Genomic DNA, 25909 nt, shown 5'->3' with positions numbered 1-25909 from the left:
CCCGATTGCTACCAGCAGTTCAACCGCGACCACGCCCGTCTGAGAGCTCCCGGGGAACGGGCCTTCGCACAGCTGAAGTCCTGGCGGATCCTCCGCCGGGCCCGATGCTCCACCCGCCGCATCAGCACCCTCGTCCAAGCCGTCCACACCCTGCTGACCTGCAGCTATTCAGGATGAAAACGGCTCACTCATTCAAGTTCAGTAGCTGGCGAGTTCGAGGGCGACGACGGCCCGGACGAGGGCGGTGATCCGGGTGGTGCTGCAGCGGATTTTTCGCAGGAGCCGCCAGCACTTGAGGGTCGCCATAGCGCGTTCGCCGAGGCTGCGGATCTTGGCGTGGTCGCGGTTGTGACGTCGGCGCCAGCCGCACAGGTGCCTCCCCCGGATCGGGACGCGTATCGCGGCGTCGGCACCCTGATACGCCCTGTCGGCCCAGCACTTGATGTTGTCGGCGGCGAGGGCGTCGGGGATGCCGTGGGTCCGGGCCGCGGTCAGGTCGTGGGTGGCTCCCGGCAGGGCGTCGGAGGCCCAGATCAGGCGTCCTGCGGGATCGGCGAGGACCTGCACGTTCATCCCGTGGCGCTTCTTCTTGCCCGAGTAGTACGGCCGGTCGGCGGCGATGCGGTCGATCGGGAACACGGTGCCGTCGAGGATCACGTATGCCTTCCGTCGAATGGTCTTCATGGCCTGCTCCGGGGTGGGCGCGAGGGCGGCGAGCAGATTGACGGCCTCGCGTATGTAGCGGTAGACCATGGCGATTCCGATCCGGAAGCCCGTGGCGAGACGGGCGTAGGTATCGCCGCACCTCAGATGGGCCAGGACGAGCAGGGCCTGCCGGCCGCAGGCCAGGCGGCGCCACCGGGAACCGATCCGGCAACGGTGGTCTGCAAGCAGGCCGGTGAGGTACCGCAGGGTGCGGCTGGATAGATCGTTGGCGGACGGGTAGACGAGCACGCGAAGCTCCTGGCGGACTGGTGACCTTGGTCGTGAACCCGTCTATCAGGAGCTTTCTTCATGCCCACCGCCGGGACTGCCGATCCGACCACCCGTCAGGTTGGAAACGGCTGACCCTACGCAGACTTCCGGCGGTCGCCTCCTGCACGGGGGCGACCGCCTTTGCCGCACTCAGGGTTCACGCCGGCGCCCGCGATGGAAGCAGCCGTGATGTGCTCGCTGGTCACCTCACCGCATGTGCGGATTGCCAGGAACACCGCACGGGGAAGCGCCGTGCGTGACCGGGCCCGAGAAGCGTGGCGGAGTCTGGGAAGAGGGTGGCAGGTGATGTGGTCGCGTCAATAGAGTGACGGGATGGGACTCTTCAAGCGGAACAAGGCGACGTCCGGCCTGCTGCTCGTGTCCGACAGGGGCATCCAGCAGGTGAAGACCGCGTCGTACGGGATGGATCTCGTGCAGGAGGTCGCTCGTCTTCTCGGTTCGGAGCACATACGCTCCACCAAGCTCGGCGAGGAGCTCACCCTCTGGTACGCCGAGGACGGCCCGGGCCGGGCGCGTTCCGGACCGCCCAACCCCGTGGCCAGCCGGCTCGCGGCCGAGCACGGCGCGGCGCCCGTCACCGGTCCCGCGGTCGTCGCCGGTCCGCTGCTGTACGGCAGCCCGTACCCGCTGGGCGCCGAGGAGATCACGCAGGTCTCGGGGCGCCTGCACGGATAGCTGCGGCTCAGCCGGCCATGGCCGCCACGATGCGGGGCAGGAGTACGGCGTTGGCGCTGGCGAGGGACACCCTCACCGCCTGCTGTCTGCCCCGCTCATGGATCCACACCAGGCCGTCCGCGACCTTGACGTCCGTGAGCGAAGCCCAATCAGCCTCCATGACCCCGCGCAGCGTGAGCCCGCCGCGGTGCACGCGCATCTCGCCGATGGTGAACGACCCGCCGCGCCAAATCAGGTCGAGACGCTGCGCGAGCAACCGGGGCTCGAGGACGCGCTGTGCGAACTCGACCAGGGCCAGCCACGCTTCGGGGGCCTCGGCCCGCTTTCCGCCCTTGCTCCAGGTCAGATTTTCCAGACTCTTCGGTGAGTTCCCGTATCTGCCCACGCCGAACGTGTACGTATTGGTGTACATGGAGGGGAACAGGAAGCCCTGGTGTTTGGTCCGCGAGACGGGATACCGGACCCACTCGATCTCCTCCCAGGCCAGCGAGTCACCGCCGTACGTGATCCGCTGCTGGTCGGCGACCACGTGTGTCGTCCAGCCGACCAGACTGTCCACGAAGGGGCGCTCGGGGGCCTCCTGGCTCGGGGGTGCGGATCGCGGAGGCGCCGTGTGCAGGGATGCCGTGCGCTGGTCGTTCGCCCCGACATAAGCCCGCAGCCACGCCGGTACCCCGGCCCGCGGGTAGGCGGCGAGGTCGTTGCGGTAGTGCCTGGGGGCGAGCAACTGCCCGTCGGGGAGCCGCTCGTCACCGTAGTCGTACTGGGTGGAGACCTGGGCCTGGCCGCCGGGCCCCTTGGTGACGGCGACCATCAGACGCAGCCACGGTCCGGCCGGCATGGAGGCCGCGAGGTGGCGCTGGCGGCGGACGAGGAGGGCTATTTGCTCCGGCACCCGTGCCTCTATGGGCCGTTCGTGCTGCCAGAAGCACAGATCGGCCGTCTCGGCGGAGACGGCGCAGGAGAATGCCGCCACCATGCGTTCCCACCGCTGTGGTCCGCACAGCGCCAGCTGGCGGGCGATCTCGTCGGTCAGCGCGGTCACGCGGGCCGCCGTCATGTCCTCGGGCGGGGTGCCGACGACGGTGAAGTCGGTGATCGCGCCCGGCTGCCCGGAACGGGCATCGAGGCGCTCGAACTCCGCCTTGAGGTCGTTCATGAACGCCTCCTCGGCGGGCGTACGCCGTACGAATGCCTCCTCCGCGGTGAACAGGGCATCGGCCTGTCCGGGCGGGATTGCGGAGGCGACCTCCTTGATGCGCCCCGTGTCGCCAACCATGAACACCGAACGGCCGACGGGCATGTCGAGGAAGGCCATGGGATCGCTGTCGTCGACGTCGACGGGCGCGTATACGCTCCAGCCCGCGGCTAACCGATCCGCGACCAGGCCCTGGGTCGGGTAGTCCAGGCCGCGGGTGGCGATGCGCTCCTGGACCAGAGCGATGGCGCGCCGTTCGTCGATGCGTCCGACGGCACCCGGCTGCGGGGCCCTGCCCAGCGGATGGTTCGGGTCCGCCCCGTCCGGGCCCGGGTAGTGGTGGGTGAGCTCGAACCACAGGCGCATCTCGTCGGCGGTCACCGCGTCGGTTCCGGGGCTCACAGCGTCCCACGTGCCTCCGGGGTCGCGGGCGTAGAGCCCGACGGACTGCCCCTGGGAGACGGTCACGTAGTCGCAGGCATGGAGATCTCCGAACGCGGCGACCACGGTGAGCGATGGCACGGCGGGGCGCTCCTCGCGGGCGATCTCCCTGCCGTCCACGCGCGTCGCGGCCAGTACATGGCGGGGCATCAGCACCACTCCCTTGCAGACACGGGGCACGACCGTAGCCCAAGGCGACCATCATGGTGAAGAAGGGGCCCGTTTCGGGGCCGCCGCCTCAAGCGGTGGAAGCGCCGCCACAACACCGCTCACGCCAAGATCCGCTGCCTCGGCGAGCAGGCCATGGCCACCCTCAGGGGGTGGCGCCACCTGCGAAGCTCCGCCGCAGCACCAACCGCATCACCGACGTCGTCAAGGCTGTCCTCGTCCCTCACCACGCATCAGCGTGAGGTTGGAAAACGCTCAGTACACCTGGCAGCGGCCGCTCACCAGGCGGTCGGCTTTCTGGCCCAGACGGTCTTGGTGCCGCTCGGTGAACTCGACCGTCCCCGGCACGGAGAACAGTCTGCGTACCGGAAAACCGGCCACGTCGCCGCGGGGCTGTCCCCGCAGGCGGCGGGGAGCAGATGCCCGGCCGACTCCTGCTCGTTGGCTCTACCATTCCAAAAGCCTCAAGGTCTGCAACGAGATGCGAGTAGACCTCCACCTCAGATTCCTCCAACTCGCCTGAGCATCATCTGCTTGCGACGGCTCTGAACCTCGTTCCGAGGCGCAACCTCAGGCTCCCGGATCATTTTCACCATTGAAGAATTCTTCCAGCAGGCGAAAAAGAAGCGAAACCATCTCACCATCCTGTTCGGGAGTGAGATACCGCATATCAGGAAGGGCGTCATCGCGGTACACCTCACAGAGAACGAGGAAGGGCCAGAAGAGCTCCACCCTCCCATTCTTTCGAGCCGCCAGCCAAATATGAAATTGCTTCAGGAAGTTCTGCCCTGACCCCAACTCGTATCCCGAAAGAAAGGCACAAGTCCCTTCGTAAGTCGGTGGCGCTACGTAGACACCGTGATACTTCTTGAGCTCGGGAAGGAATTGGCGAATCATCTCAGACATGATCAGAATCCGAATTCAATGTCATCTCCATAGTCGAAGCGTTCCTTGAATTTATCAATCGGGGTTCCTCTCGGCGCCCACTGGTCGAATACCTTCCCGTCACGTACCACCACAGTATGGTGGTACCAGCTCTCGTTGAGCTCCGGAGTTCCGGGCCCTCCAGGTCGGTATATGCCCATGGGGCGACTATTTCCAAGCGGGCCATAAAACGTGACGATTTTGCCGCCATGCTTTGCGGCATGCTTAGCAGCCCATTCATCACATCCCGCATTATGGACAAGGACTGGCGTGGAGCCTCCGAGCACATAGTACGTATGGAGATCTGCGACAGTGAGATTATAGACCTTGACAGAGGGAGCAGTTCGTCGACGAACCTCTTCCACCCGAACCTTGAGGCCCACCTCGGTTTGCAACCACTGGCCAGGAATGAGTTCGCCCGCCACCTGCCATGCACCTGCACCTGCACCTGCACCTGCACCTGCACCTGGCAGCCAGAAGGGATGACCTTCGGTGGCAGTAATCCTCTGCAGTCCGACCTCAGAGAGTACGGTGATGTCTACGAGCTGCTTCAGCCCGAATCCTGAAATTTCTGCGATCACCGTCTCGGCCCTGGTCGCCCCGGTGACCGGGTCGCCGGCCAGGACCTTGTCTCCGACCTTGACTTCCTCAATCGGCTTACTGGTTCCGTCTGCCATCAGAACCAGAGTTCCTGGCACGAAACTGTTGCCCCCACAAGGGTTCAGCGAATTTACCTTCTTCGTGAAGGCTCGTACTGCTGGAGCGCTGCCCGGGCGGCCGCCTCCTTCGAATGCTCCCTGCTTTACGGCCTTCTCCAGTTCGAGCGCTTTCAGGAAGTCGCGCATCTTCTTGGAGCAGCCCAGGGCGTTCTTCCCCTCGCACAGGTTCACTGCATCCGAGATTTTGTCGTCTGCCGTGGCCCGGAAGAAGGAGCTCGAGGAGGTTGCGCGTGCATTCATATTGGCCTGGAAGGCACTTATGAATTCCTTGCGCGTGTCTCCTTCGAGGTACGTCGTGGCCGCAGAAATGATCGCATCGCCTGCGGCTGCGCTTTCTTCGCTGAGTACAGCGTCGACGTCGTCGTCTGCCAGAAGCTCCGCGGTGGGTTTTCCGTTGTGCTTCGTGTAGTCGCTGGTGTGCTCGACTTTGAATGCGCCGTCGCCGCTAGGAGCGCAGCTGACTCCGTGTAGGCCGCAGTCGTCGGGGGCGAGTCCTGTGGGGTCGCTTGTAGAGATGGGGGTGTTGTTTGCGTAGGTGTACCCGTTCATCTGGAGCGGGTCGGTGATGTCGATGAGGGGGTCGGCGGAGAGGAAGCGGCCGGTGTTCTGGTCGTATTCGCGGGCGCCGATGTGGGTGAGGCCCGTGGTCGTGTCGTCGATGCCTACGCCGAGGTAGGTGCGCTTGTTGGGCCAGTTGGCGGGCTTGGGGCCGCGGGTCTCGCCGTAGGGCTTGAAGGCGCGGCGGGTGACGGGCTGGGTGCCGCCGGCTTCGACGGTGGTATGGGCGGTGCCGAGGTGGTCGGTGACCAGGACGTTGAGGGTGTGTCCGGTTGCCGACTGGTTGGTGGTGGTGCGGACGACGGTGGGGGCGCCGGGTTGGGTGTAGGAGCGGGAGGCGCGGGTGATGAGGCCGACGGTGTCGGTGGTGAGTTCGGTTTCGCCGAGGTAGAGGGTGCTGCCGGTGCCGGGGGTGTTTTCGAGGATGCGGTTGCCGTTGGCGTCGTAGACGTAGGTGGTCTTGGTGCTGCCGACGGTGTTCGACTCGAGTTTGTGCTCGGCGGTCCACTGGAGGGTCTGGTCCGGAGTGGTGCCGGGCAGGTTGCGGGTCTTGGTGGTGCCGGTGGGGTTGTAGGTGTAGCTGGTTTCCTTGCCGGTCGGCGCGGAGGTTACCGAGGCGAGGGTGTGGGGCTGGGTGGTGTTGTAGGTGGAGGTGTAGGTCGTGGTGCCGGCCGGGGTGCGGTCCATGGCCGTGGCCCGGTTGCCGATCCAGTCGTAAGTGAACGCCTGGTGGTAGGAGTTCGTGTCGGTGGAAAGGGTGGTCGGGTCCGGTGCCGTGTTGGCCAGGCCCGCGGGGGTGCCGGTGGCGCTGTAGGGGGCGTCGGCTACCGGCCCGGTGGAGGAGACGGTGTCGGTGCGGTGGCCCCACGTCGTGCCATTGGCCGCCTTGCAGCCGGTTCCGGAGCCGTTCGGGACCAGTTTCGAGGTCCAGGCGTTGACCAGTTCGCCCAGGACGTCGTAGGTGAAGCACTGGTTGTCCCAGGTGGAGCTGGTCGCGGTGACCGCGTCCTGCCGGGCGACCGCGGTGATCGTTCCGGAGGTGTCGTAGGCGTAGCCGGTGTCGGAGACCCGGTGGGGGCCGGCCCTTTCGCGGTCGACGACGGTGCGCATGAGGCGGCCGGTGTGGTCGTCGATGAAGTTGGTCGTCCACACGCGGTAGGGCTGGGCGCTGGCGACGGAGCGCAGGACCTGGCCGTACGGGGAGTAGGTGACGTCGGAGGTGTACCAGTTGATGCCGGACGTGGATTCGGGCAGGCCGTCCTCGTCGTAGCGGGTGATGACCTTTTCGGCTGCCAGGCCTCCCTTGGCGGGGAGGGTGGTAGTCAAGGGCTTGCCGGTGGGCGTGTAGGTGTGGGCGTAGGTGTAGGTGCCGGACAGGCCAGTGGTCATCGGGTTGGTGGGGATGACGGTTTCGCTGCCGGTGGGGCGGTATTCGGTGTCGTAGCCGGTGACCCGGTTGACGTAGTCGCCCTGGTCGGTGGTGTGGCGGATGGACTCGTAGGGCAGGCCGAGGAGGCCGGGCCGGTCATAGGTGTACTTCTTGACCGGCTCGGTGAGCAGGCTGTCCTCGTGGACCGCGGTGGGGCGGCTGAGGGTGTCGTAGACGGTGAAGGTCGACTTGCCCTGCGCGTCGGTGACGATGGTGGGGCGGTCGGCGTCGTCGTACGTCGTCTGGGTGGTGCCGGTGTCGGGGTCGGAGGCGACGGTCTGGCGGCCCCGGGCGTCGAAGGCGTAGGTCCAGGCGTTGCCGGCGGGGTCGGTGACGATGTCGCGGTTGCCGCGTTTGTCGTAGCCGTAGGTGGTGGTGCGGAGCTTGCTGGAGCCGGCGTGGTGGTCGATCTTGACGGTGCGGCCGAGGGCGTCGTTGTGGGTGGTGGTCGTGGGGGCGGTGGTGCCGCCCGGGTTGACGGTGACGCTGGTGTCCGCGTACGTCGTGGTGGTGATGTAGGTGAGCTTCGTGGCGCGGAGGGTTTCCTGCGTGACGGGGCGTTCCAGGCCGTCGTAGGAGGTGAGGGCCCGGCTGGGGATCAGGGTCGGGGACTTGGCCTTGAAGAGTTCGGGGGTGGGCTGGCCTTGGGCAAGGTAGGCGCTGGTCTGTTCGCGGACCAGGCCGTGGTCGTCGTACTTGGTGTCGCTGACGACGCGTCCGGGGCCGTGGGCTTCGGACTGGGTCTGGACCTGGCGCAGGAGCCCGTCGTAGATCGCGATCTGCTTGGCGTAGGTGCCGTCGTCCTTGATGGTCTCGACGGTGGTGGCGGCGGGGCGGGTCTCGGTGGGGGTGGCGCTGGCCCGCTGGTAGCTGATCTTGACGTTGGCGGTCTGGTTGCCGGTGGAGCGGGAGGGGGACCAGCCGCTGGTGAGGCGTCCGAGGGCGTCGTACTGGGTGCGGGTGACGCGGCCGTTGGCGTCGGTCACGGTGAGCGGCTGGGCCCGGCCGGGGTCGTAGGTGGTGGTGGTGGCGTGGCCGAGGGTGTTGATGGTCTTGATGGAGGTGACGGCTCCGCCGGTGTCACCGGGGGTGTATTGCGTCTCGGCCTTGCCGGTGAGGGGGGTGGTGACGGTGCGGATGCGGCCGAGGGGGTCGTAGGTGTTCGTGGTGGTGATGGCGTGGGCGGTGCCGGCTGCGTTGAGTTCGTGGGTGCCGGTGACGAGGCCCTTGGTGGGGGTGTCGCCGTAGTTGCCGCCGTCGAAGCTGTAGTGGATCGAGCTCTTGATCTCGGTGGCGGGGTCGGCGGTGGCGTAGTCGGCGCAGGTGGTGGCGGTGGTGCGCTTGTGCTTGAGGAGGCCGATGAGCCAGGCGTCGGTGTTGTGGACGAACGAGGTGTTCGTGCAGGTGATCTCGGAGAGGGTTTCTCCGGTGCCGTTGGGGGTGACGACGGCGGATTCGACCATGGCCGGCAGGCCGTAGGAGTCGCGGCTGAGGGTCTGCGAGCGCACGCCGCGCCAGCTGGTGCCGTCGGCCTGGATCTCGTCGGTGCGCTTGACGAGGGTGCGGAAGGCGCGCAGGCGGTCGAGGTCGGTGCCGTCTTCGGCTTCGCGGGCGCGGGAGGCGGTCTGGGTGGATTCGGGGAAGGTGAGGGTCCGCTTCAGGGCCTTGGGGGTTTGCCCTGCGTAGACGTAGGCGCGCGCGTCGTCGGCGTTGCGGAAGGTGAAGTCTTCGGCGGTCATGCCGGCGTACTGGGGGGCGTCGTCCGCGAGGAGGGTGACGGTGTTGGTGGAGTCCTTGACTTCTCCGCCGGTGCCCTGGAAGTAGCGGGTGACGGAGCCGGACTGGCGCTGGATGTTGCCGGTGGTGGAACTGGCCTTGGTGACGGCCACGCGGGCGTAGCCGCGCCAGTCGCTGTAGGTGCGCAGGGCGGGGCGGAGGAACTCGTCCTCGCTCTTGGCCCAGGCGGCCCCGCCGTAGCTGTATCTGGTGGTGATGGGCTGGGTGAAGAGGGTGGCGACCTTGTCCCGCTCGGTCACGGAGTGGACGACGTACTTGTTGAACCAGGCCTTGGCCGGGGTCTTCTCCTCGCCGTCGGGTGACCAGCGCACCGGGAAGCAGGTTCCGTTGGCCTTGCCGAGGTCTGTCGCGGGTTCGGCGTCGCAGCCGCCCTTGTACTGGACTTCGATGTCGGCGCCGGCTTCGGTGGCGACGACGCCGATGCGGGGGCGCGTGAAAGCGGGGCGCTTGTCACCTGGACCGGTGGGGACGAGGTTGGGGAGCTGCTTGTCCTTCAGGCGCAGGGCGAGGGGGGAGCGGGAGCCGACGGTGTAGTGGGCGAAGCTGACGCCGTCGTTGGACTGCAGCGTGCCGGTGGTGTCGCCGGGGGCGAAGCCCCGGCGGGTGAGGGAGTTGAGCCAGAGGCTCGGGGCGGTGTCGTACCAGTCTTCGGGGAAGGACTGGTTGAGGGTGTAGGTGTCGACCTTGCCGAGGCCGCTCTGGCCTGCGCGGGCAGCCTTGGTGGTGACCGATGCCAGGCGGAGCTGGGTCCAGAAGGAGGGGAAGCCGGGGCAGAGCTTGGAGGTGGACTTGCAGTTGAGGGAGCCGGGGGTGTCCCACCAGGGGCGGTAGGCGCCGGGGTCGTCGGTCTTGGCGAACTGGGCAGCGTCGCAGGCGGTGCCGGTCTTGAGGCAGCGCTGTGCGGTGGTGAACTCGACGAGGGCCGGGGGGTTCGTGAGGCTGGTGGAGCGCATGCCGTACTCGATGGTCTTCGGGTAGGCGGCGCGGTCGTACTGTTCGGGGGTGTTGCGCTTGTCGCGGACGGCGTAGTGGTTCGTCTCCTGGGCCCAGTTGACGATCATGACGTTGCCGTGGACGTCTTCGACCTTGTCGAGGCCCCAGCGCCAGGCCTGCTGCTTGTCCCGTTCCGGGTTCGGGTCTGTGCCGCAGCGGGAGTCGGCGAAGGTGGTGGTGTAGCAGGGTTCGCCGGGGTGGTTGCCGAAGACGGGGACGGTGGAGACGGAGTTGGTGTCCGCGTGGCCGCCGCCGACCTGGTTCTGGCCGAAGTAGTACTTGGTGCCGTCGGTGGTGGTGACGACCCAGTGCTCGCCGTTGTTGTCGCCGTTGGTGGCGCCGGTGCGGCGTTCGATGCGGGTGCCGTCGTCCTTGGCGGGGCGGTAGGTCTCGGTTGCGGTCTCGGGGTTGGTGCCGGCGGGGACGTCGCGGACGAGTTCGGTGGTGGAGCCGGCGAGGGACATGACCGCGTTGGGCGAGACCCAGCACAGGTCGCTGGTCTTGTTGGCCTTGGCCGTGTTGTTGGGGGTGCCGGCGGTGAGGGTCTTGGTGTCGTCCTTGCAGGTGCGGTAGCGGCGTTCGATGTGGCCGGGGTCGTAGTCCCAGCCTTCGCCGATCCAGGAGGCCTGCGGGGAGGAGACGGCGGTCTTGCCGTCGACGGTCTGCGAGTTGTACGAGAACGTGACGTTGGGGGCCGGGCCGGCGGGGGTGGGCGGTATGGCGAGGGGGTAGTTCCAGGTGAAGGCGCCGGAGGAGCCGCCCGCGGTCCACTTGCCGCTCGATGCGAGCGGGGTGGCCTTGAAGGAGCCGCCGGGGCCGGATCCGGAGTCGACGGCGCCGATGACGGCCTTGTCGCCGGCCGCGACCGGCGTGGCGGTGGAGGCAGTGGAGGCGGTGGTGTAGGAGGCCTGCATGACGCCGGAGCCGGCGGTGGTGGTGCCGGTGGCGGAGGCGGGGGCCACGGTGCCGTCGGCGGCGGTGTCGACGGTCGCGGTGATGGAGTGGGTGGTGGTGTCGTTGACCGTCTCGAGTTCCTCGAAGGCCTGGCAGGCTTCTTCGAGAGGGGTGGTCAGGTAGCACTCGGGGAACTGGACCAGGCGCAGGCGGGAGGCCCAGTCGGCGCCGTAGACGTTCTGGAAGGTGTTGTAGTCGAGGCCGACGGAGATGGGGACGGAGCCGGTCGACGGGGCCTGGACGGTGACCAGGGCGCCGATCTTCGTGAGGCCTTCGACGCCCTTGCTGATCTCGCTCGCGCGGTCGACGACGGTGGCCTGCCAGGTGCCGGTGGGCATGGGCTGGCCTGCGGCCTGGCCGAGCTTGACCGGTAGGTTGGGGACCTGGGTGAGGTCACCGTCCGCCGCCGCCTCTGTCACCGTCCGGGTGGCGGTGGCCGTCGTGAAGGAGGCCGGGCTGGTGGGCGAGCCGAAGGTGACCGAGCCGGTTTCCGCGGGGGGCGGGGTGGCGGTGCCGGCGGGTGCCTGTTCCAGGTTGGCGGGGACGTCGACCTTGAGTGATTCGAGGTCCTTCTCGAAGGTCTCGCCTTCGAGCGGCTTCTCCTCGGGCAGAGTCTCGAGCTCGAGAGGCTCCGTCGTCTCGAGGGTCTCGCGGCCGGTCTCGATCGTCGCGGGATCCGGTGGCAGGGCGAACGACTGCGTGGGCAGCAGGCCGATCAGGAGGGCGGCACCCAGCGCGGGTACCCCCATGCGCCGTGCACGGCGGGGCACGGGCGACATGCGACGAGACGGATTGCGACGGAACAAGGCGGGGTCCCCCCGGACCACTTGGAGCGAGACCGGAGACGGACCGCGCATCTTGACACTTCAGATAGATGCAGATTCTGCGGTCGAGTCGTGAAGGAATTCCAGCATGTAACAACACACGTGATGATCATCACGGAACGTAACGACATGGGTGCGTACGGAAGGGAAGTAAAGCTAACTTCCCTCCAAGGGGTGGACTGCGGGCCAACCTCGGACGAACAGCATGTATGCCACATCTTCTGGTGAATGACCCGCTCCCCGCAGGCACTTCACCCGACTTCGACCACTTCGCGCCTCCGCGCTCGCGCGAAGGCCGCGATGCGGCTGCCTGGTGGTGTTCCCGGCCGGACACCTCAGCGGGGCGTCAGCCCCTCCCGCCCTGGCATCGCGCGGGGTGACGGCCGGGGATTGATGGGACATCATCGGCTCGCCCAGCCATGCTCTGTGAAGAGTGCTCCGACCGGATTCACACACCGATCACATGGTGATCACACGCCAAGACGTCATGGCCGGCTCGTCGGTTCCACCGGTGCTGTGAGAGCCCGGATGTTGGGGGAAGGGGTCCTCACCGCATGACAGTAAGACAGCGCCGGCTGCCCGGACGCCGAGCGAGCGCGCTGGTGCTCGCCGCCGCGCTCGCCGCCGGAGGCATCACGTACGCGGGATTCCACACCGGTTCCGAAACCGCCCCCTCTTCTGCGCCGTCCGCAGACAAGACCGACGCCCACCCGCAGCCCAGGACCATCGACGGGCGCACCGCGCTCGCCCGGGCGAAGAAGTCGGGCAAGGCTGTGGAGGTGACGGCGGAGCGGACCGCGCGCTCGACCACCTGGGCGCGTCCCGACGGGCTGATGATGCTCAGGTCGTATGCCGCTCCGATATGGGCGAAGGTCGGCCAGGAGTGGAAGCCGATCGACACCACGCTGCGCCGGACCGGCGAGGGCTGGCAGCCGAAGGCGACGAACACGCACCTCGTGTTCTCCGCCGGCGGAGAAGGCGGGGAGCGTGCTTCGCGTGGGGGCGTGCGCCGGGTGTCGCTACTGCCCGCGCTGGCCGCGGAGGCGGGGACGGCGTCGCCGCTGGTGGCGCTGACGGTCACCGACGTCGAGGGCCAGGCGCACACGATCCAGCTGACCTGGCCCGGCACCGTTCCGGCGCCGGTCATCGACGGCTCGCGGGCGCTGTATCCGGAGATCCTGCCCGGTGCGGACCTGGTCCTGACGGCGGAGGACGACGGGTTCGCCCAGCTGCTGGTGGTCAAGAACCGGCAGGCGGCGGCAGACCCGCGCATCGCGCAGCTGTCCTACGGGCTCAGCTCTCCGACGCTCGACTTCCGTCTGGACCCGCTGTCCGGGATCGTCACGGCGGAGACCCCGCGGGGTGACGAGGTCGCCCTGTCGCCCACCCCGCTGATGTGGGACAGCAGCGGGGCCCCCGCCGTCACCGACGGCGAGGCCGGTGCGTCCGCCCAGCCCACGGCCTCGGAATCGCCCGAGGCGACGCTGCCCACCCCTCCCACCGCCGTCCCGGCGCCGACCTCCACCGAAGAGCTCGCCAACGACGTGGTGGACCCCGAGAACGAGGTGCTGCCCACCGCGACCGACGGAACCGCACCGGCCGTGAGCGACCCGCCGCTGCCCACCGTCCCGGGCGAACCCTCCCCCGCACCCTCGCAGCCCGAGGCGGGCGCCACGTTGAACCTGGCGCTGCTCAACGGCCCGTCACCCGAGTCCCGCGGCGACGTGGTCGAGGCTGACCTGTCCCAGGGCAACTGGACCCTCGCCCCGAGCACGGACTTCCTCAACGACCCCGCCACCGTCTACCCGGTCTTCATCGACCCCACGGTCAAGAAGCACACCCAGGACTGGACCACGGCCTACAGCCGCCACCCCAACGCCACCTTCTTCAACGGCAAGGACTTCAACAAGGGCGGCACCCACGAGGCCCGGGTCGGCTTCGAATCCGACACCTGGGGCACCTCCCGCTCCTTCTTCAACATCGCCTTCGACAAGAAGATCAAGGGCGCCAAGATCGAAAAGGCCACGCTGCGGCTTCTGGAGACCTACTCCTGGTCGTGCAGCGCCCGCTCGATGAGCGTCCACCTCACCAGCGCGGTCAACAGCCGCACCAACTGGAAGAACGCCCCCAGACTCCACGACGGGAACCTCGCCTCCCGGCCACGCAGCTTCGCCCACGGCTACAAGACCGGCTGCCGCGACGCGTACGAGACCTTCGACGTCACCGCCGCAGCCCAGACCACCGCCAACAAGGGCAAGGACACCATCACCTTCGGGCTGCGCGCCCGCAACGAGAACTCGCAGTACGCCTGGAAGAAGTTCCAGGCCGACGGCGACAACGCCCCCGTCCTCGAAGTCACCTACAACCGGCCGCCCCGCATCCCCTACGAGCTCGACCTCGGCCCCGACTTCAAGTGCACCAGCACCGCCCCCTACGTCCGTGTCGGCTCGACCGAGATCAGCTTCACCGCCCGGTCCGGCGACTGGGACGACAACCTCGACTACCTCGACTTCAACCTGTGGCCCTCCGGCAAGTGGGACACCACCGGTGACCTGCTCGGCTCGGCCGGGACCGTGTCCGTGGGCGCCGCCACCACCGACGCCAAGCGCTCCACCAGCGCCTACTCCACCTCCCGGCTCGTCAACAACACCCTGTACTCCTGGCAGGTCCGGGCCGTCGACAAGGCCGGGGTCACCTCGGTATTCGCCCCGTACAAGGCCCCCTGCCGCTTCATCTACGACAGCAGCGCTCCCAGGCCGCCCCGGGTCACCTCGACCGAGTTCCCCAACGCCGACGGCAACGAGAACTCCTTCGGCAACGAACCCGAAGACACGAACTGGTCGAAGAAGAAGTTCGGATCCACCGGCGTCGTCACCCTCCAGGCCCTGAACACCGACGTCGTCCGCTACGAATGGGGCTACAACACCAACAGCTTCCCCGAGTCGATCTCCCGCACGCTCGGCACCGCCACCACCGTCACTCAGAACATCAACGCCAAGCCGCCCGCCGCCGGCCCCAATGTGCTGTACGTGCGGACCGTCGACGGCGCCGGCCACGTCTCCGAACCGACGAAGTACTTCTTCTACGTCACCCCCAAGGAGCAGGCCGACGTCGCAGGCGACTTCACCGGCGACACCCTGCCCGACCTGTTCTCCCTCACCTCCGGCGGCAACCTGCGCCTGTTCCCCTCACAGCAGGCACCCGGCTCCAACCCCGTCAAGGGCAACGGCGACACCGACTTCTCCATGTCCGGCGCCTACCAGGAGAACCCCGACAAGGACCCCAACGGCGACAACCTGGAACCCTTCATCGCGCCCCCCGCCGGACACTTCTCCGGCGCCCTGATCACCCACAACGGCGACTTCTACGGCGGCGACGGCCTGCAGGACCTCATCGCCCGCGTCGGCGGCAAACTCTGGGTCTACCCCGGCGACGGATACGGCGCCGTCAACATCAACCGCCGCCGCGAAATCCTCCTCCCCGCCAACTCCCCCTCCCCCAGCGCCCTCTCCCAGATCGTCGCCACCGGAGACATCACCGGAGACGGCCTGCCCGACATGTTCGCCACCACTGGCGACCAGATGTGGGCCTTCATCGGCTACACCGGCGCCTCCTTCACCGAAGCCCGCCTGGTCGCCAGCTCCCCCTGGGCCGACCGCGACATCCTCACCGTCGCCGACATCAGCGGCGACAACGTCCCCGACCTCCTCTTCCGCAGCGCGGAAACCGAACGCGGCCTCCTGCTGCGCCACGGCAAGCCCGCCGCGGGCGGCGGCGTTGACCTCGCCTCACTGACCACCGCCGCCGGCTCCAAAACCGGCCAGGACGAGGTCTACGGCACCACCGGCTGGGGCAAGAGCAACATCCCCAAGATCATCGGAACCCCCGACGTCAACAAGGACGGCATACCCGACCTGTGGGCATGCCTCTCCGACGGACGCCTCTACTTCTACCCCGGCGGCCGTACCACCCACGGCACCCGCTTCCTCTCCAGCGCAAGCGGCTGGCTGACCGCCACCACCATCGGCTGAACCAAGCCTCGGTGCCCGCGCTCTGCCCGGGCACCGAAGCTTGGACCCGGGAAACCATGGGGGCACCCCACTACACCCGCCCCACCCACCACGCGCGCCCACACGGAACAGTGGCCGAGGGCCGGGATACGAGCACCCAGGTCAGGACCGCTCCCTCCTACGAGGAGAGCGGTTCCGCGGCAGCTGGCCCCGACACTCGCGGGGGGGGAGAGAGAGAGAGCCCACGTGTGTGTCCAGGGCTTCGCCATGTCACGGCATCCCTGGTGGGGCAGGAAGGCGGCGTGCGCCGGTAAGTCCGCTGGTGGCATGCCCGCGCGGGAGATGGAACAGCTCCGAGCGATCACGGGCACCCCGTCGGATCAGGTCCGAGCAGGGAGACAGCGGATTAGGCAGCCCGCACCCGGTGTGTGGCGGGCAGAGCCCCCCGCGATCTACCGCCCAGCACACTTCAACCCTCTCGGCGGTCGCGCCAAGAGGAGCCGGCCGACGACCCACCCGATGAGGGCCTGAGGGCAGCCACGTATCTGGGCTCCCACCACTCTCAGCCCGACACCGCCGGACTGCCGATCCCACGCTACGACGTACCGCGTCTCGCCTCGCTCCCCCATTCCCCACCCACCTGCGTCGGCCCGCGCAGCACCCATCCCATGGCCCATGGCCGACACCGCTCGAACAACTCCACCTCTCCGTGGTCAGCGCCATGCCCACGTCCCAGACCTCGGGCGTTCGCAACTACAACTCCGAAGATCAATCGCAGGACCAGTAACCGGCGGCCCGGAGAACACCCTCTCCGCGACCGGCCAGAAAGGCACTACAAGGATGCTGAGACGAGGAATCAGGGTGCTCACCGCCCTGCTGGCGGCCGCGGCCCTCACCGCGGGAATACCCGCACCCGCACAGGCCGCAACAGGCGATCCTGTGCCGGTCAAACGCCAGCTGACCGTGCTGACGTGGAACATCTGCGGCGAGACGCTCGTCCCTCGCGGCGGGAGCGGATACTGCCCGCGCCGGCCCGACGTGCAGGGCAAGGCGCTGAAGGTGGCCGAGCTGGCACGGAAGTACCAGGCCGACGTCATCATGCTCCAGGAGGTGTGCGGCTACCAAGGCGACATCAACGCCACACCCCAGCCCAACGCGGCACCCAATCCCAAGCTGTTTCCCGGGGCGAACTCAAAGAGCCACATGGCCTTCCTGCAGGCAGACCTCACAAGCGAATGGACGGTGCGGCACGCGGCCGGCAGCCGGCCGACGGACAAGGAGTCCTACTGCCGTAACTCCACTGAGGAAGGCTACGGCGAGATCGGCGGGAGCATCGGCGTGCTGCTCGCCGTGAAGGGAACGATGCACGACGTCCGCACCATCGAGACCGTGACCGACACCTCCCTCGAACGCTCGATGCCCGCGCTCTGCGGCCGGCTCGTCGGCTGGCCCGACCAGCTGTGCACCACCCACCTCATCGCGGGCGACAACACGGTCCAGCGGGCGCAGATGACCGAGATCAAGAACCGGCTCGGGGCGGCGTGGGCCCAGGGCACGGTGATCGGCGGGGACTTCAACGGCAACCTCGACGACCCGGACCTGACCGCCGCCCACGATGAGCTCGACGCATGTGAGACGAACACCTTCACCCACCAGACCTGGGCCGCCGACGAGACAACGGCCCGGACCTGGAACATGGACCACCTCTTCGCGAGCAAGCTGAGCGCCGGCACCCGCTGGACCTCCTGCCTCGCCGACCACGAGGCGATGGACAAGACACAGAACCTGGCCGGCACGCAGCCCGACGGGTGGTCCGACCACGCGCCGGTCATCGCCACCCTGCGTCACACTCCCGTTCCGGGCGACATGACCGGCGACGGCAAGCCCGACCTCGTCGCCATCGACAACGCCGGCAAGCTGCGCCTCTACCCCGGCACCGGCACCGGCGCGCTCACCGCCCCCCTCACCATCGGCAACAGCGGATGGACCGGCGCCTCCATCGCCCACCGCGGCGACTGGAACGGCGACGGCACCGAAGACCTCCTCGCCCGCGTCAACAACGAACTGCGCATCTACCCGAACCAGGGCGACGGCACCCTCACCAGCTGGACCACCCTGCCCCTCTCGCTGCCCGTAACCGCCCGGGTCGCCGCCGTCGGAGACCTCGACCTCGACGGCGCACCCGACGCGGTGGTCTCCTTCAACGACACGCTCTACCGCTACGACAGAGTCGGCGCCACCTCATCCCCTCCGGCGCCACTGGTAAAGATCAGTTCTCAGGGATGGGCGGACCAGGACATCACCGGCGTAGGCGACGCCAACCACGACGGCCGGCCCGACCTCCTCACCCGTCAGCGCAGCGGCACCGACGCCGGCAAACTCTGGTACCACCGAGGCCTTCCCGACGGCACGTTCGCCAGCCCCACCCAGTACGGCCACGGCTACACCACCACCGCCCGCCCCCTGATCACCGCCGCGGCGGACGCCGACAGCGACGGCGTCGCCGACATGTGGGCAACGACCAGCGACGGAACCGGACGGCTCCTCTACTACAAGGGCGGAACGAACACCGCTGGAAACCCCGTCGACGGCCCCTCCACCGAAGTAGGAACCGGCGGCTGGAACACCACCATCACCGCACTCGGCTGAAAGCCCCCCGGGGCAAAACCACGACGGGACGAATGGAAAGCTCTGCCCTTTTCGCACCGCGAGGGGGTGCGAAAAGGGGAGGGAAGAGATGTCCATCGATCCTGGGGGCGGGTGCGGGAGCACTGGTCCTGAGCGGATCGGGGATGTGGCTCGCGTCGGTGACCGGTGAGCGGCCCGAGAACGAGCCCTACGCGCCCCAGGCGCTGGAAGAGGCCCTGTGGCCCGACGCCTGGCCGGTCACAGTCAGAATGCCGTTCCTCGGATCGAACGCCGCATCCTGGAAGAGCGGCATCGAAGGCATGCCACTGCCCCCGGCCAAGGCCGGACCAGGCCTGACGGAGGCACAGGTCTACGCGGGCCTCGACTCCGTCCATGACTTCCTCGTCGACACCAATCTGTCCGACACCACCCTCACCGGCGCCGCGCCCGTACAAGCACAGGCCCTGACCGCGGCGGACGACCCCGCGCGCCGTCTCCTGGACCAAGCCCTCACCCACCGCGGCGAAAGCCCCGATCCGCTGCGGCTCATCCCCCGCTTCGACCCGGACGATGTACGTGTGCACGGTTCCCCCAGAATCAAGGGAACCATGTCCTACCAGGTCGTAGCGGGCGAACTACTCGTCAAGGCGGACTACACCTTCGTCTACGCGGTCACCAAGTCCAGCGGCGGCAAGGAAATCGTCCCGGACGGCCTCGAAGCCACCCGGGTCGTCGTACGCCACAGTCTCGAGTTCACCGTCCACGACGGCCGAGTGAGCCCCCGCGCGTACAAGGTCGCCATCGGCAACAACGACTGCACCGCCCCCGACGACGGGTTCATCCACCCCCTCTTCTCCGACGACACGAAGAAGACCACGGTCTGGCCCCGCACCGCCCCCTACACACAAACCCCCAGCGCGGCCGACACCAACCCCTGCCGTCGGCCCACCCACACCTGATAACACCAACCGCCGGACGGGAAGCGCCGGACGGGAAGCGCCGGATGGGAAGCACCCTCCGGGTACACCGGGGTGCTCGTATGCGGGACCACCGTGTACCCGTGGCCCTACATCAGCGTTCCCGTCGATGCGCCCGGCATGACCCTGCACTGGGGTTTCGCGTACGCGCCGCCTGGCGGCGACCTCGCCACGGCCGTGCAGGAGGCCCGCAGCGCGGGTAGCCGTCCGGCGGACGACCGGCACGGCACCGGGAAGATCGTCGTCAAGACCGCCGCCTCCGCCGCCCTGAACACAGTGGCCTTCGACGTCCCGGACGTTCCCGCCAGGGGAACGGTCTACCAGCAGATGCGCGTCCACGCCGTCGACGCCGGAAGGTTGACCCTCGGCTTCAGGATCGCCGAAGGCCAGCTCTGGCACTGGCCCGGGAGGATCCCTCTGGGCAACGTCACCACGGATCCCGGCGCCTCCTGCTCATACCGTGCGGGCCAGCTGCACGTTGACGCGATGAACCTGGACTGCCGTGTCGAGCCCGGTAAGCACACCATCGGCTACGAGCTGACGGCGCCGGTGGACCTGAAGAGCCTGGGGTTCCACGCCGTGTCGCGTTACGACATCTACGACGCCGACACCCTGGACAGCACAGTCGTCCAGCGGAGCAAGCCGTTCACGGTGTTCGGCAAGCCGGCCTTCCCGATCCACCACCTCCTGGCTCGCGACACCACAGGCAAGCTGTGGAAGTACACCGGCACCCGAAATGCCTCCGCCCCCTTCTACGCCCGGGACGAGATCGGCGGGGGCTGGCAGACCTACCACGTCCTGACCTCCCTCTCCCCGTACGAGCAGGGCTTCTACTACCTGGCCGACCGGAAGCCGTCCGCCGTCACGCGCGGCCTCGGTGACGTCGTCGCCCGCGACGCGTCCGGCGTCCTGTGGTACTACGACCGCCAGCTTGGCGGTGCCCCGTACGCCCCCCGCGTCAAGGTCGGCGGCGGCTGGAACACCTACGACCAGCTCTTCTGACACCGCACCTCAACGCCACCGTCACGGCACCAGGACCCGCCCCAGACTGGAAGAGAAACCAGCCTCGGGCGGGCCCCGGTGCGAGCCGCTCCGTGCAACCCGCTCTGGACCGGCCTAACTCTCCGGGCCACGTCCCCGGGCATGGCGCACCCGCGGCCGGTCAGGCGCGGCTTTTGTAGTGCCGCGGACGACGGTGGACTCACACGCCCCGCGACAGACCTGTACACCTGGCGCAGTCGAGCGCTCCCCGGGAGGGAGTCGTCAGGTGCGCTTTTCCGAGTTGGTGCGGAACTGCAGGGCGATATCGGCGGCGTGGGAGAGGCTCTGCTCGTCCATCAGCATGATCCGGCCCCATGTGCCGGAGTCGGTCCAGGCGCACACGATGGGGCGTCCGGCGGCTGAGGTCGCGAAGCCGCAGCTCAGTTTGCCGCCCCAGGGGCCCGCCTCGAAAGCGGTGACCTCGGTGGCCTGTGCGCCGGCGAAGAAGTTGCGCAGTTCGTGGGTCGTGGTCTGCGAGTGTTTGGTCTCGGCCAGCTTTGTGTCCCATTCGACGGCGTTGATCTGCAGCACTGCGCCGACCGGTCCTTGTCCGGGGCCGTCGTAGAACCATTGTTTGCCCGATGGCGCCTTGCCCGAGGTCATCTGCTCGTACTCGGCGGCCTGGGTGCCGGTGACCAGCCGGTACCCGCCGACGCGAGGAGCTGCGTCGATGACACGGTTGACCTTCGACGGCGCCGTCGCGGTGGTCGAGGTTTGAGGCGAGGGCTCCTGGACCACAGGGGTCGCCTCGGCGGCCGGGGGTTCTCCCTCGTAGGTGAACGCCCGTAGCAGTCCCGCTGCGGCGAGAACCAGCAGTACGCCACGGACGATGTTCTCCCGGCGTATGGCAAGGGCCGTGGCCTGCTCGGCGGTGACCCCGCCGGTCGGCCTGGGACCGCGGCGCCAGGTCCGGGTGGCAATCCAGATGACGACCAAGGCTATGGCGGTGGCGAGGAGCACTCCTACTGCCTGGCCGTCGGTGAAGCTCTCCGAGCTGGGGTCGACAGACGACATGATCATGGCGGAATCGTAAAGATCCTTGCAGGTGTTCCCGCATCGCGGCGGAGTCACGGTCGCGCATTGATCGGCTGTGCGAGACGGCCGGCAGGGACCATGCGAAGCTCCGGCTTGCGGGATTGCTCTGCTCGGACCGTACAACCATTGGCCGTGCCGTGAGTCTGTTTCGGTGGACGGGTGCAAAGCGTGCCCGGAGCTCGACGAAGGACATGCACGTGCACCACCCTCGCAAAACCCGGCTGCGTCTCGCCGCGGCCGTCACCACCGCCCTCGCCATGACCTTGAGCGGCGCTGCCCTGGCCGTGCCCGCACAGGCCGCGCCCGTGGCTGCGGGCCTGGCGGGGAATGACGTCAAGGTCGTCCCCTTTCCCGGTGCCGAGCTGACCGACGCGGGACTGACCGGTTTCCTCACCCGGCCCGAGCGAAACCTGTCTCGTACCTATACGCGTTTCGTGGACGGGGCCACGTTCGAGTATGACGACGACCGCGTTCAGCTGCGTTCCTCGCTGAGCACCGACTACCTGGTGCAACGAAGCAGCGGGAAGGTCACTGTCACCGACCTGGGCGACTCTGCCGTGTTCGAGGTGCCTTTGCGCTGGGGGGCGGGCCAGGTTCCCGACTACGTCGGCGCCGCGGCGGACTGCGTCTTCACGACCACCACGACCAGCGCGGGCACGCAGTTCGAGCAGCACAGCGCCGCGCGTGGCACGGTGGCCGTGACGGGCCTGCCGGCCGGGGCGACGGATCTCGCGGTCGTGCCGGGTACCCCGCAGGAGGCGATCGTCACCTTCACCGCCGGCGGCAAGCCGGCCTGGGGCCTGATCGACCTGGCCGACGGCACCGTCGGCGAGGTCCGCTACCGTGCGGTTGACGGTGGCCGCGGTGCCCTGGCCGTCTCCGCCACCCACGCCGCGTGGACCGAACGCGCCGGGATCCAGACCGCGACGCTGTTCCTCCTCGACCGCGCCACCGGCAAGGTCAAGCAGCTCCCCCTCCCGGACGGCGGCACCACGCATGAGCCCCATCTCGGGCTCGTCGGCGACTGGGTCGTCTACGGCGAGGCAGACCGGCTCGAGGATGCGCTGGAGAACCCGCTGCACGGCCTCACCGCCTACCACCCCGTCACCGGCGAACGCGTCCGGCTCATCGACCACCTCACCTCGGCAGCCAGCGCGCCTGATGCCCTGTACGCCAGTGGCGGCACCGTCGCCGGCGGCCAGGGAGCCTTCAAGATCACGGTCAATGCCGCCGGGCGGCCGGTGGTGACCCAGGTGGCCGCCGACGGTCAGCCGATCACCGTCGCCATCACCGGGCACAACGTTCCCGCCGTCATCGACTTCGAGCAGAACGACGGCGTCGCGCGCCTGCGCTGGGACGTCTCGCGCGAGGCCGTGGAGATCCGCGCCACGCTGCGCCACCAGCGCACCGGCAAAACCCAGACCAAGAGCGTCTCCTACCCCTACATGCCGCACCTGGCCCTGGACTGGGAAGGGGACATCGGCTACCAGGACGAGGCGGCCCCCAACGGCGCCTACACCTGGGAAGTCACGGCCAGGCCGCTCAACGGCATCGGTCCCGCCGCCGTCGCCAAGGGGTCCTTCACCGTGGTCCGGTCCGTCCAGCCGCACGACTTCGACGACAACGGCTCCCCCGACCTGCTCACCACCGACGCCACCGGCAGACTGTGGCGCTCCGACACCTTCTACACCAGGCGCTGGAACCGGCCCGAACAGCTGCAGGCCGGCGCGGACAAAGCGCTGATCGGCGGCGGCTGGCAGGTCTACGACCGGATCGAGACCGTCGGGAACGTTGCCGGCAGCCGCGTCGGAGACATCGTCGCCCGCGACAAGACCGGCGTCCTGTGGCTCTACCAGGGCAACGGGCTCGGCGGCTTCGCCGGCCGGATCCGTATCGGCGGCGGCTGGCAGACCTACGAACAGCTCGCAGGCGGCAGCGACCTCACCGGCGACGGCCGGCCCGACCTCCTCGCCACCGACCGGACGGGCACCCTCTGGCTGTATCGAGGCACCGGCAACACCCCAGCGCCCTTCGCCTCCCGGGTGAAGGTCGGCGGCGGCTGGGGAATCTACAACGAGCTCACCGTTCCTGGAGACCTCGGCGGCGCCCCGTCCGGCGACCTGATCGCCCGCGACAAGACCGGCGTCCTGTGGCTGTATCTGGGCCGCGGCGACGGCACATTCACCACACGCCAGCAGATCGGCGGCGGCTGGCAAACCTATACACACCTCGCCGGCATGGGAGACGCGGACGGCGACGGCCGGCCCGACCTCCTGGGCCTCAGCGCCAAGAACGGCGTATGGCTCTACCGAAGCACAGGTGAACGGCACGCCCCCTTCCAAAGCCGCCAGGCCACAACAGAACTGACAGCACCAGCCAACGCCACACTGCCCGCCACCTGAAAAACCATTGCCGTACCGATCTTGGTGGACATGGGTTTGAATGCGGCGGCCCGGCCGGGCGATCTTCGCTCTGTCCGTGCATGAAGACAGGGCCTCTGGTGCAGCTCAAGGTCGTCGAGACCTTGAGCACACCAGGAGGCCCTGCCGACGGCATCCGGGCGCCTTCACCGCAGAGACGACACAACGCCTCGTCTCTGCCACCTAAACGCCAATCCTATTCCTGATCAGCGCAAAAGCGCCCGTCACTCTCGGAAGAACAGCGGCTTCTAACTGGCCCGGGCGGGAATCGTGTCAGAGGGCTGGTCTAGGTTTGGCCTGTGAACCACAGCAGCTCCACGGCCGGGGCGCCCCGCGAGCCTGCCTTGCCGTCCTACCAGGTAGTCCTAGCGGAGACTGATTGGGGTTCGCTCCAGACGGCTTTCGGGGACGGTGAGTGCCTTCCCAAAGTCCTGGCACGGTTGCTGGAGCCTGATCCCAAGGTGCAGGTCACCGCTTTGTCGGAACTGAGTGAGCTGGTCAGTCACCAGAACAGCATCTACGAGGCCACCGCCCCCGTCGCCATGTGTGTCGCCGGCATCCTCGCCCACCCGGCGACCATGACCCTCCGGCCGTATCGCAACGTTCCCATCCGCGCGACGCTGTTGAACTGGTTGGTTTCCACGGCCTACGACGCCTCCGATGAGATTGCGGGCCGCACGGAGCAGTACTTCGCTGGCTTCCTCGCCCCCGGCACCATCGTGGCGGCCTTCCGGGACCTGCGCCCGATGCTTTATCGAGCCGTCGCGCCCTTCCTGCAGGACAGTCACGAGGACGTGCGCGAAGCCGCCGGCTTCGCCGCGCTCATCCTCGCCGAACACCCCGCGCTCGCCCAGCACCGCGATCACCTCGCCGCGCACGCGCGCCGCATCCTGGACACCAGCAGCAACGCCCCCAACCGGCGCGTTGCCTGGAAGGCCCTCGAAGCATGGGGCCACGACGTCACCGGCATTGAACCTTTCCAGGAGGAGCCCTGGGTCCACGGGCCACACAGTGACGGCCGCGGCGATCTCGAACCTCCCTTCTGGCTGACAGGCGAACGGCCCACCGACCCACGGATGTGCAGCTAAGGGCTCGCAGAGAATCAAGGTGTTGCTTCTCTCGATTCGGCTCGTTGGTGTGGTATGCGCATATCTGACGAGGTCGGTGGTCAACTTGCGGTGAGGTTCCAGGTGTTGTTCCCGCACCTGGACGAGCGGCAGCGCCGTCTGCTGGTGGGGGCCGAGGCCAGGATCCTGGGCCACGGGGGGATCCGGGCGGTCGCCCGGGCGGCTCAGGTCAGCGAGACCACCGTCCGCAAGGGGGTGGACGAGTTGGAGGCGGGGGTGGAACCTCTGGGCCGGGTCCGCCGTCCCGGTGGCGGGCGCAAGCGGGCCGCCGAGGTGGATCCAGGACTGCGGCCCGCGCTGCTGGCGCTGGTCGAGCCGGACATGCGAGGGGATCCGATGTCACCGCTGCGGTGGACGACGAAGTCCACCCGCAGACTCGCCGCCGAGCTCACCAGGCAGGGCCACCGCATCTCGGCGGATACCGTCGCCGACCTGCTGCGGGAGGAGGGGTTCAGTCTCCAGGCCAACGCCAAGACCCTCGAAGGAAGGCAGCATCCGGACCGGGGTGCCCAGTTTTGCTACATCAGCGACCGGGCCAAGGAGCATAGGGGCGCCGGCGACCCGGTGATCAGCGTCGACACCAAGAAGAAGGAGCTGGTCGGCCAGTACAAGAACGGGGCCGCGAGTGGCATCCGAAAGGACTGCCGGCCCAGCTCAGGACCCATGACTTCCTGGACCGCCAGAGACCGGGCAAGGCAATCCCGTACGGGATCTACGACGTCGCCGCGAACACCGGCTGGGTCAGCGTCGGCACCGATCACGACACGGCCGCGTTCGCCGTCGCCTCCATCCGCCGCTGGTGGCAGGCCCGCGGAAGCCACGACTACCCACGGGCCGGCCGGTTGCTGATCACCGCGGACGCGGGTGGCTCCAACGGATACCGCACACGCGCCTGGAAGACCGAACTCGCCGCCCTGGCCGCCGAAACCGGCCTGGAGATCACGGTCTGCCACATGCCGCCGGGCACCTCGAAGTGGAACAAGATCGAGCACCGG

Annotated in this window: 13 protein-coding genes and 2 pseudogenes; 10 read left to right on the top strand and 5 right to left on the bottom strand. The window is 68.2% G+C overall.

Annotated features, from left to right (window positions below):
- The coding region (locus ACFQ8C_RS29325) for a transposase family protein (RefSeq protein WP_383463050.1) at nucleotides 1–177 on the top strand (177 nt) is incomplete at its 5' end.
- A 21-nt stretch (nucleotides 178–198) separates the two neighbouring features.
- Here the strand turns inward: ACFQ8C_RS29325 and ACFQ8C_RS29320 are convergent.
- Nucleotides 199–954 carry a transposase family protein gene (locus tag ACFQ8C_RS29320; RefSeq protein WP_383463047.1) on the bottom strand — a complete coding sequence of 252 codons (756 nt, stop codon included), beginning with the start codon at nucleotides 952–954 and terminating at the stop codon, nucleotides 199–201.
- 354 nt (nucleotides 955–1308) lie between these two features.
- On the opposite strand from ACFQ8C_RS29320, the gene ACFQ8C_RS29315 reads away from it, so the two are divergent.
- Nucleotides 1309–1671, top strand: a complete 363-nt coding sequence (locus tag ACFQ8C_RS29315; protein WP_093812950.1) for a hypothetical protein — start codon at nucleotides 1309–1311, stop codon at nucleotides 1669–1671.
- 7 nt (nucleotides 1672–1678) lie between these two features.
- On the opposite strand, the gene ACFQ8C_RS29310 is transcribed toward ACFQ8C_RS29315, so the two are convergent.
- Nucleotides 1679–3460: a hypothetical protein gene (locus ACFQ8C_RS29310; protein ID WP_383463044.1), complete on the bottom strand. Its 1782-nt coding sequence runs from the start codon at nucleotides 3458–3460 to the stop codon at nucleotides 1679–1681.
- A gap of 63 nt (nucleotides 3461–3523) precedes the next feature.
- Here ACFQ8C_RS29310 and ACFQ8C_RS29305 point away from each other — a divergent pair.
- Nucleotides 3524–3720 (top strand): annotated as a pseudogene (locus ACFQ8C_RS29305) (IS5/IS1182 family transposase); the annotation flags it as partial.
- Nucleotides 3721–4048: 328 nt separating this feature from the next.
- Here the strand turns inward: ACFQ8C_RS29305 and ACFQ8C_RS29300 are convergent.
- On the bottom strand, nucleotides 4049–4384 hold the full coding sequence (locus ACFQ8C_RS29300; RefSeq protein ID WP_383463042.1) for a hypothetical protein: 336 nt from the start codon (nucleotides 4382–4384) through the stop codon (nucleotides 4049–4051).
- Nucleotides 4385–4386: 2 nt separating this feature from the next.
- A complete protein-coding gene (locus tag ACFQ8C_RS29295) occupies nucleotides 4387–11631 on the bottom strand; it encodes an RHS repeat-associated core domain-containing protein (protein WP_383463039.1) in 7245 nt (2414 codons plus the stop codon).
- A gap of 599 nt (nucleotides 11632–12230) precedes the next feature.
- On the opposite strand from ACFQ8C_RS29295, the gene ACFQ8C_RS29290 reads away from it, so the two are divergent.
- From ACFQ8C_RS29290 to ACFQ8C_RS29275, 4 genes are all read left to right on the top strand, one after another.
- Complete coding sequence (locus ACFQ8C_RS29290; protein WP_383463036.1) at nucleotides 12231–15707, top strand: DNRLRE domain-containing protein; 3477 nt, start codon at nucleotides 12231–12233, stop codon at nucleotides 15705–15707.
- An 819-nt stretch (nucleotides 15708–16526) separates the two neighbouring features.
- A complete protein-coding gene (locus ACFQ8C_RS29285) occupies nucleotides 16527–18335 on the top strand; it encodes an FG-GAP-like repeat-containing protein (RefSeq protein WP_383463034.1) in 1809 nt (602 codons plus the stop codon).
- A gap of 143 nt (nucleotides 18336–18478) precedes the next feature.
- Complete coding sequence (locus ACFQ8C_RS29280; RefSeq protein ID WP_383463031.1) at nucleotides 18479–19273, top strand: hypothetical protein; 795 nt, start codon at nucleotides 18479–18481, stop codon at nucleotides 19271–19273.
- A gap of 138 nt (nucleotides 19274–19411) precedes the next feature.
- The gene (locus ACFQ8C_RS29275) at nucleotides 19412–20293 is read left to right on the top strand and encodes a hypothetical protein (protein ID WP_383463028.1); all 882 of its coding nucleotides are present in this window, start codon (nucleotides 19412–19414) and stop codon (nucleotides 20291–20293) included.
- Nucleotides 20294–20554: 261 nt separating this feature from the next.
- On the opposite strand, the gene ACFQ8C_RS29270 is transcribed toward ACFQ8C_RS29275, so the two are convergent.
- The gene (locus ACFQ8C_RS29270; RefSeq protein WP_383463026.1) at nucleotides 20555–21352 is read right to left on the bottom strand and encodes a hypothetical protein; all 798 of its coding nucleotides are present in this window, start codon (nucleotides 21350–21352) and stop codon (nucleotides 20555–20557) included.
- A gap of 206 nt (nucleotides 21353–21558) precedes the next feature.
- Here ACFQ8C_RS29270 and ACFQ8C_RS29265 point away from each other — a divergent pair, with 206 nt between their 5' ends.
- From ACFQ8C_RS29265 to ACFQ8C_RS29255, 3 genes and pseudogenes are all read left to right on the top strand, one after another.
- A complete protein-coding gene (locus tag ACFQ8C_RS29265) occupies nucleotides 21559–23769 on the top strand; it encodes an FG-GAP repeat domain-containing protein (protein ID WP_383463023.1) in 2211 nt (736 codons plus the stop codon).
- A gap of 479 nt (nucleotides 23770–24248) precedes the next feature.
- Entirely contained in the window at nucleotides 24249–24875 is a 627-nt protein-coding gene (locus tag ACFQ8C_RS29260; RefSeq protein WP_383463020.1) for a hypothetical protein, read from the top strand.
- 54 nt (nucleotides 24876–24929) lie between these two features.
- Nucleotides 24930–25909, top strand: a pseudogene (locus ACFQ8C_RS29255) (ISAzo13 family transposase); the annotation flags it as partial.

The sequence above is a fragment of the Streptomyces sp. NPDC056503 genome (assembly GCF_042794995.1).
Lineage (GTDB): Bacteria > Actinomycetota > Actinomycetes > Streptomycetales > Streptomycetaceae > Streptomyces.
Note: the sequence above shows the minus strand (reverse complement) of the source record. Positions and strands in the feature narration are given on the sequence as shown.

What these genes read in the sequence shown, in the direction of transcription:
- ACFQ8C_RS29315 (WP_093812950.1), top strand. Translation starts at nt 1,309, where the DNA reads ATGGGACTCTTCAAGCGGAACAAGGCGACGTCCGGCCTGCTGCTCGTG.
- ACFQ8C_RS29310 (WP_383463044.1), bottom strand. Translation starts at nt 3,460, where the DNA reads ATGCCCCGCCATGTACTGGCCGCGACGCGCGTGGACGGCAGGGAGATC.
- ACFQ8C_RS29300 (WP_383463042.1), bottom strand. Translation starts at nt 4,384, where the DNA reads ATGTCTGAGATGATTCGCCAATTCCTTCCCGAGCTCAAGAAGTATCAC.
- ACFQ8C_RS29295 (WP_383463039.1), bottom strand. Translation starts at nt 11,631, where the DNA reads ATGTCGCCCGTGCCCCGCCGTGCACGGCGCATGGGGGTACCCGCGCTG.
- ACFQ8C_RS29290 (WP_383463036.1), top strand. Translation starts at nt 12,231, where the DNA reads ATGACAGTAAGACAGCGCCGGCTGCCCGGACGCCGAGCGAGCGCGCTG.
- ACFQ8C_RS29285 (WP_383463034.1), top strand. Translation starts at nt 16,527, where the DNA reads ATGCTGAGACGAGGAATCAGGGTGCTCACCGCCCTGCTGGCGGCCGCG.
- ACFQ8C_RS29280 (WP_383463031.1), top strand. Translation starts at nt 18,479, where the DNA reads ATGTGGCTCGCGTCGGTGACCGGTGAGCGGCCCGAGAACGAGCCCTAC.
- ACFQ8C_RS29275 (WP_383463028.1), top strand. Translation starts at nt 19,412, where the DNA reads ATGACCCTGCACTGGGGTTTCGCGTACGCGCCGCCTGGCGGCGACCTC.
- ACFQ8C_RS29270 (WP_383463026.1), bottom strand. Translation starts at nt 21,352, where the DNA reads ATGATCATGTCGTCTGTCGACCCCAGCTCGGAGAGCTTCACCGACGGC.
- ACFQ8C_RS29265 (WP_383463023.1), top strand. Translation starts at nt 21,559, where the DNA reads ATGCACGTGCACCACCCTCGCAAAACCCGGCTGCGTCTCGCCGCGGCC.